At 73.4% G+C, this 6,692-nt stretch carries 5 protein-coding genes and 1 pseudogene; 4 read left to right on the top strand and 2 right to left on the bottom strand.

Going from position 1 to position 6,692, the window contains the following annotated elements; genetic code table 11:
* Positions 1-92: 92 nt before the first annotated feature.
* The gene (locus tag IE249_RS28800) at positions 93-1,073 is read right to left on the bottom strand and encodes an ATP-binding protein (protein ID WP_189709370.1); all 981 of its coding nucleotides are present in this window, start codon (positions 1,071-1,073) and stop codon (positions 93-95) included.
* Positions 1,074-1,173: 100 nt separating this feature from the next.
* Between IE249_RS28800 and IE249_RS28795 the strand changes: the two genes are divergently transcribed.
* Positions 1,174-1,998, top strand: coding sequence for a Fic family protein (locus tag IE249_RS28795; RefSeq protein WP_189709368.1), 825 nt, complete (start codon positions 1,174-1,176; stop codon positions 1,996-1,998).
* A gap of 405 nt (positions 1,999-2,403) precedes the next feature.
* Here IE249_RS28795 and IE249_RS28790 read toward each other — a convergent pair whose 3' ends face one another.
* Positions 2,404-3,237 (bottom strand): HAD family hydrolase, encoded by an 834-nt coding sequence (locus IE249_RS28790; RefSeq protein WP_189709366.1) that lies wholly within the window; start codon positions 3,235-3,237, stop codon positions 2,404-2,406.
* 580 nt (positions 3,238-3,817) lie between these two features.
* Here IE249_RS28790 and ssd point away from each other — a divergent pair.
* The 3 genes and pseudogenes from ssd to IE249_RS38785 form a co-directional block, all read left to right on the top strand.
* Positions 3,818-4,924, top strand: a complete 1,107-nt coding sequence (gene ssd / locus IE249_RS28785; protein ID WP_189709364.1) for a septum site-determining protein Ssd — start codon at positions 3,818-3,820, stop codon at positions 4,922-4,924.
* Between the two features lie 146 nt (positions 4,925-5,070).
* Positions 5,071-6,306 carry a TadA family conjugal transfer-associated ATPase gene (locus IE249_RS28780; protein WP_229859464.1) on the top strand — a complete coding sequence of 412 codons (1,236 nt, stop codon included), beginning with the start codon at positions 5,071-5,073 and terminating at the stop codon, positions 6,304-6,306.
* Positions 6,299-6,692 (top strand): annotated as a pseudogene (locus tag IE249_RS38785) (hypothetical protein); the annotation flags it as partial. The gene IE249_RS28780 and the pseudogene IE249_RS38785, both read left to right, overlap by 8 nt.

Genomic DNA, 6,692 nt, shown 5'->3' with positions numbered 1-6,692 from the left:
ACAACCACCACCGCTGCCACACCGCACTCGGCGGCCACCCACCGATCAGCCGCGTTAACAACGCTTCAGGTCAATACGCCTAGGCCCTGTCGTCAGGCGGGAGCGGTGACGTCCTCGCCGAGCACGAAGCCGGGGTCGATCTGCGCCGCCAGGTCGGCCCCGGTGCGCTCGTTGCCCCACGCGGTGGCGTTCTTGAGGTGGAAGTGCGCCATCTGGCGGGTGTAGCGGTGCCAGTCGCGCAGCTCATACGTGGCGTCGGCGGCGACCTGGAGGGTGCGCAGGGCGCGGCGGTTGGCGTCCTCCAGGAGTTCGAACCGGGGCGGCCGGCCCTTCTCCATGGCGCGCACCCAGTCCGAGTGCCCGACGGTCACCAGCAGGTCGTCCCCGGTCTCGGCGCGCAGGAAGTCGACGTCGTCGCGGCCCTGCACCTTGTTGCCGACGACCCGGAGGACCACGCCGAAGTCGCGGGCGTACTCCCTGTACTGACGGTGGACGGAGACCCCCTTCCGGGTCGGCTCGGCGACGAGGAACGTCATGTCGAAGCGGGTGAACAGGCCGGAGGCGAAGGAGTCCGAGCCGGCCGTCATGTCGACGACCACGTACTCCTCGGGGCCGTCCACGAGGTGGTTCAGGAACAGCTCCACCGCGCCGGTCTTGGAGTGGTAGCAGGCGACCCCGAGGTCGGCGTCGGTGAAGGGGCCGGTGACCATCAAACGGACGGCGCCGCCGTCGAGTTCCACCTCCTGGGCGCAGGCGTCGTAGACGGGGTTGTCCTCGCGCACCCGCAGCAGGCGCGAGCCCTCGCCGGGCGGGGTGGTCTTGATCATCGTCTCGGCGGAGGCGATACGGGGGTTCGTGCCGCGCAGGTGTTCCTTGATCAGCGGCAGGTGGTCGCCCAGGGCGGGCAGCGTGGCGGCCTCCGCCTCGTCCAGGCCGAGCGCGGCTCCCAGGTGCTGGTTGATGTCGGCGTCGATCGCGACGACGGGTGCGCCGGTGGCGGCGAGATGGCGGACGAACAGCGAGGACAGGGTGGTCTTCCCGCTGCCGCCCTTCCCGACGAAAGCAATTTTCATGTTCACGAAGCGTAGTCGGGTGAGTGCGTCGAGTGGTCGGGAGCGTGAAGAAGACCACTCCTTCGTGGGGCGGGCCGCCGGAATGCGTAGTGTCGTACTCATGAGTACGACAGGCGCTACCGCCGACCCGCTCGCGGCCCTGGGCTCGCTGCCCGGTGTGGCCGAGTCCGTGGAGTCCGTGCGCAAGGCCGTGGACCGGGTCTACGGGCACCGGATCATGCGGCGCCGGAGCAACGAGATCACCTCCGAGGCGGCGCTGCGCGGCGCGCGCGGTTCGGCCGCGCTCTCCGGTGCGGACTGGGCCCTGGAGGAGGTGCGCCGGCGCACCGACTTCAGCGGCGACGACGAGGCGCGCGTGGTGGGCGCGGCCCTCCGGCTGACGGCCGAGGCCGGTCAGCTGCTGTCCGTCTGGCGCCAGTCCCCGCTGCGCGTGCTGGCCCGGCTGCACCTGGTCGCCGCCGCGAGCGACGACGCCCGCGTGGGCCGGCCTCGGCTGGAGGGCGAGGAGGTGGCCGAACCGCTGGTCGAGCTGCCGCTGCCCGGAGCCGCGGAGGTCTCCGGGCGGCTGGAGGGCCTGTCGGGACTGATCGTCGAGGGCAGCTCCGCGCCCGCGCTGGTGACGGCCGCGGTCGTGCACGGCGAGCTGCTGGCGCTGCGGCCCTTCGCCTCCCACAACGGTCTCGTGGCGCGGGCGGCCGAACGTGTCGTCCTGGTGGGCAGCGGCCTCGACCCGAAGTCGGTCTGCCCGGCCGAGGTGGGCCACGCCGAGCTGGGCCGCGCGGCCTATCTGGCCGCCCTCGACGGCTATGTCTCGGGCACCCCGCAGGGCATGGCCGCGTGGATCGCCCACTGTGCCAAGGCGGTCGAGCTGGGCGCACGCGAGTCGACGGCGGTGTGCGAGGCGCTGCAGCGCGGCGCGGCCTGAGGTATGCCTGCGTCGTCGCCGAGTGCGGTGTCGCACAAGTGCGGCGGTACGAGAGCTCGTACCGCCGCTGGCATGCCCACCGAGTTACCAAGCGTCCTCGATATGTCGCCCATCAGGTCGGGAACTTATGCCCGTCACCTGGTGCGGCTGGCCCGTAATCGACGGGTCGACGTCGCGTGGGTGCCCGGTGTTCATGCTCGGTCCGTGGGGCCAAATGCGTTTTAAAGGTGATCCTCTCGGATGTCCTTTGGTCTCGCGGGCCGTTAGGTCCTTTGTACTGCAAGCCGGGAGCAAGCGGAACCCCTGGCTGCACTTCTTTACTTTTAAGGTCAAACGGGATCTAAACGGGCGCCAGGATGCCGAACGCCATTTCCGCCGGGAAACGGTCAGCCCGGCCGGTGACGATCAGGCGACCGTCCCCCGGCGCCGGCTCGCGTACCAGACCAGGCCGGCGGTGGCCGCCGCGGCTCCTATCGCCGCCGCCGCGACCAGGGCCGGGCGCGGCGGCACGGAGAACCCGGGCAGCCGCTGCTTGAGCCGCACCGGCCGGTGGAAGTCGAGAATCGGCCACCCGCGCGCGAGTGCCTCCCTGCGCAGCGCGCGGTCCGGGTTCACGGCGTGCGGGTACCCGACCGACTCCAGCATCGGCACGTCGGTGACCGAATCGCTGTAGGCGTAGCAGCGCTCGAGGTCGTAGCCCTCGGACTCGGCCAGCTCCCGCACGGCCTCCGCCTTCGTCGGGCCATAGGCGTAGTACTCCACCTCGCCGGTGAAGCAGCCGTCCTCGCCGACCACCATCCGGGTGGCCACCACCCGGTCCGCGCCCAGCAGTTCGCCGATCGGCTCGACCACCTCGGCGCCCGACGTCGACACGATCACGACGTCGCGCCCCGCGGTGTGGTGCTCCTCGATGAGGGAGGCGGCCTCGTCGTAGATGATCGGATCGATGAGGTCGTGCAGCGTCTCGGCGACGATCTCCTTGACCTGCCGTACGTTCCAGCCGCGGCACAGCGCGGACAGGTACGCGCGCATCCGCTCCATCTGGTCGTGGTCGGCGCCGCCGGCGAGGAAGACGAACTGGGCGTACGCGGTTCGCAGGACGGCCCTGCGGTTGATCAGTCCGCCTTGGTAGAAGGACTTGCTGAAGGTGAGCGTGCTCGACTTCGCAATGACCGTCTTGTCCAGATCAAAGAAGGCCGCTGTGCGGGGCAAGGAGTGGTTTTCCACGCCACTGAGCATAGGGGCAGCCCATTCGGCGTAAGGTGGGCGCGTGGGTTTGCCTGAGAGGGCTCTCGGGTACACCATGGAAGTCACGGATCGTTCGCGACCGTGCTAACCCGGTCCGACTCCTCCCCCCCCGAGTCGGCCGTGGAGACGACCCCCGCTCTCCCCCCCGGCGGGGGTCGTCGCATGTCCGGGCGGGTTTCTCCCCTTCTGTACGGAACCGGCGTGCCGCAACGGCCCCTCAGTGCCGCTTCCCGCCCCGCCGCCCCGATCCGTCACGCTCCGTATCCGTGAGGCTGCGCTGCGGAAGTCATACGGGAAGCGGTGCGGGCATCACCGGTATGGGTGACGGCGATATTCACAGCCGCGGAGTTGTCCACAGTTTTCGACCAAGATCCACATTATTTCCCGGGCCGTTGCACCGTGATTCCTGCGCGCACCGCTCGCGGCGAGTTCATGGCCGGTTCCGTTTGTCGGGCGCGTATGGCCGGTTTCTGCCGGCCGCATATGAAGGGCCGTCTCTCCGGTTCTTCACATCCACGGATTCGCCCGGCCGAGGGGGCCGCGCGAACACGCTGCGAAGGGGGAACGACCCGTGGCCGGAACCGTCACACACGATCCGCCGCCCGGCACGCCGGGACGGCAGGGCGGACCGCTCATCGTCACCGAGGACGCGGCGCTCCTGGACGACCTGCTGCGCCTGTGCGCGGCGGCCGGCGCCACCCCGGAGGTCCATCACGGGGTGCCCGAGCGCAGAGGGAGCTGGGAAGCCGCGCCGCTGGTGCTGGTGGGCGACGACGCCGCACGCCGGGTGCGCGGTGCCTCGCGCAGACGCGGCGTGGTCCTGGTCGGCCGCGACCAGGACGACTCCGGGGTCTGGCGGCGCGCCGTCGAGATCGGCGCCGACCATGTGCTGATGCTGCCCGACGGCGAGCAGTGGCTCGTGGACCGCATCGCCGACGTGGCCGAGGGCGTCGGCCGGCCCGCACTCACGGTGGGTGTGATCGGCGGCCGTGGCGGGGCCGGGGCCTCCACCCTGGCCTGCGCGCTCGCCGTGACCTCCGCTCGGGAGGGCCTGCGCACCCTGCTGGTGGACGCCGATCCGCTCGGTGGCGGGCTCGACGTGCTCCTCGGCGGAGAGGCGGCCGAGGGGCTGCGGTGGCCCGCGTTCGCCGGCTCGCGCGGGAGGGTCGGCGGCGGCGCCCTGGAGGAGTCGCTGCCCGAACTGCACTCGCTGCGCGTGCTCAGCTGGGACCGCGGCGACTGCGTCGCCGTCCCGCCCCAGGCGGTCCGGGCGGTGCTCGCCGCAGCCCGCCGGCGCGGCGGCGCGGTGGTGGTCGACCTGCCCCGCCGCGTCGACGAGGGCGTCGCCGAGGCCCTCGCCCAGCTCGACCTCGCCCTGCTGGTGGTCCCCGCCGAGCTGCGCGCCGTGGCGGCCGCGGCCCGGGTGGCCTCGGCGGTCGGCATGGTCCTGCGCGACCTGCGCGTGGCGGTACGAGCGCCCTACGCGCCCGGACTGGACGAACGCGAGGTGGCCCGGCTGCTCGGGCTGCCGCTGGCCGGCGAGGTGCCCGTGGAGGCCGGGCTGCGACGCCCGGGCGAGGGCAGGACGCCTCCCGGCGCGGCCGCGCGCGGACCGCTGGCCCGCTTCTGCACGGCCTTCTTGGAGCGGGCGCTGATCGAGGCGGGAGGCGCCGGATGAGGACCGGAGCGGGGCAGCGGGCTCCGGGCGGGCGTGGTGCTTCGGCGGGTGGGGCGTTGCCGCCGGGGCAGTTGGGACGGGCAGGACCGCAGGAACGGCCGCGGCTGCCGGAGCGGCTCGGGCCGGGCCGGGGCGACGCCTCGGGGATGCCGGCGCAGTTGCTGGACGGCGTGCGGCAGTGGCTGGCCGAGAGCGGGGCCGAGCCCACACCGGCGCGGGTGGCGCAGGCGCTGCGCGAGCAGGGCCGGGTGCTCGGGGACACCGAAGTGCTCGGGGCTGCCGAGCAGTTGCGCTCCGAACTGATCGGCAGCGGGCCCCTGGAGCCGCTGCTCGCCGATCCCTCGGTGACCGACGTCCTCGTGTCGGCGCCGGACCAGGTGTGGGTCGACCGCGGCGGCGGCCTGGAGCGCACCGCCGTCGCCTTCCCCGACGCGGCGGCCGTACGGCGCCTCGCCCAGCGGCTGGCCTCGGTGGCCGGGCGCAGGCTGGACGACGCCCGGCCCTGGGTCGACGCCCGTCTGCCCGACGGCACCCGGCTGCACGCGGTCCTGCCCCCGGTCGCCGTCGGCTGCACCTGCCTGTCCCTGCGGGTCGTCCGGCCCCGCGCTTTCACCCTCGGCGAACTCGTCGCGGCGGGCACGGTTCCGCCGGGCGGAGACGCCGTGCTGCGGGCGCTGATCGAGGCACGGCTGTCCTTCCTCATCAGCGGCGGCACCGGATGCGGGAAGACCACTCTGCTCAGCGCGCTGCTCGGACTGGCCGGGCCGGGCGAGCGGATCGTGCTCGCCGAGGACTCCGCCGAACTGCGCCCCGATCACCCGCACGTCGTCCGGCTGGAGAGCAGACCCGCCAACCAGGAGGGGGCGGGCCTGGTCACCCTCGAGGACCTGGTGCGGCAGGCGCTGCGCATGCGGCCTGACCGGCTGGTCGTGGGCGAGGTGCGCGGGGGTGAGGTCGTCCACCTGCTGGCGGCGCTCAACACCGGTCATGAAGGCGCCGGCACCGTCCACGCCAACACGGCCGCGGACGTCCCCGCCCGCCTGGAGGCGCTGGGCACGGCCGCCGGGCTCGACCGGGCCGCGCTGCACAGTCAGTTGGCGGCCGCGCTGTCGGTGGTCCTGCATCTCGTGCGGGACCGGTCGGGGCGGCGCCGGATCGCCGAGGTGCGGGTGCTGGAGCGGGACGCGTCGGGCCTGGTGCGGACGGTACCGGCGCTGCGCTGGGGCGCCGATGCATTCGTGGCGGAACGGGGGTGGGAGCGGCTGCGGGCGCTGCTCCGCCCGGCCGGGCCGGAGCGGCAGTGGTCAGTGGAGGCCGGGGGAAGCGGTGCGAGGCAGTGGTGGATCGGAATGGAGGCAGGAAGTCGTGGCCGGGATGGGTGAGTTGATGTGGGGGCCGGTGGCCCTGGCGGCGGATGCTGCCGGGAAGGCCGCTCTCGGGCCGGTGACGACCGGGACGGCCGTGCTGTGCGCCGGGGCGGCGGTGTGGCTGCTCGGCGGGCGGCGCTCCGGGGCGCGAAGGGCGCGGCTGCTGCTGGCGGGAGGCGGAGTGGTGAGCACCGGTCCGCCGGTGCGGGACCGGATGCAGCGTGAACTCGCCCGAGTGCGCGGGCGGTTACGGGCCGAGTGGTGGGCCCCCGTCGCCGGGCTGGTGCTGGCGGTGCTGGGCGGCTCGGTGCTGCCGGTGGTCGCGGGGGCGGCCGGAGTACCCCTGTTCCGCCGCGCCCGGCTGGGCCGGGCGGCTCGGCGGGACACGGAGCGCAGGGCGG

The sequence above is a fragment of the Streptomyces anandii JCM 4720 genome (assembly GCF_014650655.1).
In the GTDB taxonomy this organism is placed as follows: Bacteria; Actinomycetota; Actinomycetes; order Streptomycetales; family Streptomycetaceae; genus Streptomyces; species Streptomyces anandii.
Note: the sequence above shows the minus strand (reverse complement) of the source record. Positions and strands in the feature narration are given on the sequence as shown.

Bases quoted from the DNA above. Each gene is read 5' to 3' on its own strand.
- IE249_RS28790 (WP_189709366.1), bottom strand. From the start codon at position 3,237: ATGCTCAGTGGCGTGGAAAACCACTCCTTGCCCCGCACAGCGGCCTTC.
- IE249_RS28795 (WP_189709368.1), top strand. From the start codon at position 1,174: ATGAGTACGACAGGCGCTACCGCCGACCCGCTCGCGGCCCTGGGCTCG.
- IE249_RS28780 (WP_229859464.1), top strand. From the start codon at position 5,071: ATGCCGGCGCAGTTGCTGGACGGCGTGCGGCAGTGGCTGGCCGAGAGC.
- IE249_RS28800 (WP_189709370.1), bottom strand. From the start codon at position 1,073: ATGAAAATTGCTTTCGTCGGGAAGGGCGGCAGCGGGAAGACCACCCTG.